This window comes from Corallococcus terminator (assembly GCF_003611635.1).
In the GTDB taxonomy this organism is placed as follows: Bacteria; Myxococcota; Myxococcia; order Myxococcales; family Myxococcaceae; genus Corallococcus; species Corallococcus terminator.
Genome location: NZ_RAVZ01000757.1, coordinates 1 through 688, shown reverse-complemented (window position 1 = coordinate 688; position 688 = coordinate 1). Strand labels below are relative to the sequence as shown.

The 688-nt window shown below is 67.2% G+C and carries 1 protein-coding gene; it reads right to left on the bottom strand.

All coding sequences use genetic code 11. From position 1 onward, the window contains the following. On the bottom strand, positions 1-688 hold a 688-nt coding region (locus D7V88_RS43515; protein WP_158625295.1), incomplete at both ends, for an EGF domain-containing protein.

The window sequence follows — 688 nt, the reverse complement described above, 5'->3', positions numbered from 1 at the left end:
GCAGGGGTCGGGGCTTGCGGCGCACTCGTCGATGTTGGTGCAGGTCACGCCGTCGCCCTCGTACCCCGCATTGCAGGCGCAGGCGAAGGAGCCCCCGCTGTTGGTGCAGGTGGCGTTGTCGTTGCAGTTGTCGGTACCGGCGGCGCACTCGTCGATGTCGGTGCAGGTCACGCCGTCGCCCTCGTACCCCGCAGTGCAGGCGCAGGTGAAGGAGCCCCCGCTGTTGGTGCAGGAGGCGTTGTCGTTGCAGTTGTCGGTACCGGCGGCGCACTCGTCGATGTCGGTACACACTGTCGGCTGTCCCGTGCAGGTGTAGCCCGGCTCCAACTTGCAGACGCTGTTGCAGCCGTCTCCCGAGAGTTGATTGCCGTCGTCACAGACTTCGAATCCGCCCAGCACCCCATCACCACAGACGGCCCGCAGCGACGTCTCCACCGCGTCCACTAGGTAGATGGCGAGCGCGCCCCGCAGGCGCACGTAGCGATAGGGGACGTTCCCCGGGTACGTCGCCACGGCGATATGCGTTCCCAGGCCCAGCTCCACCAGGTGCAACGAGCTGGAGCCGATGAAGGTCCCATCCGCCTTCAGGAAGTCCACCTGGGCCACCAGCGCCAATGACAGGCCATGGTAATAGACGCGCAGGTCGCCGGTGCCCTCCTCGCCCTGCCCCAGGTCCAGCACCAGCGCC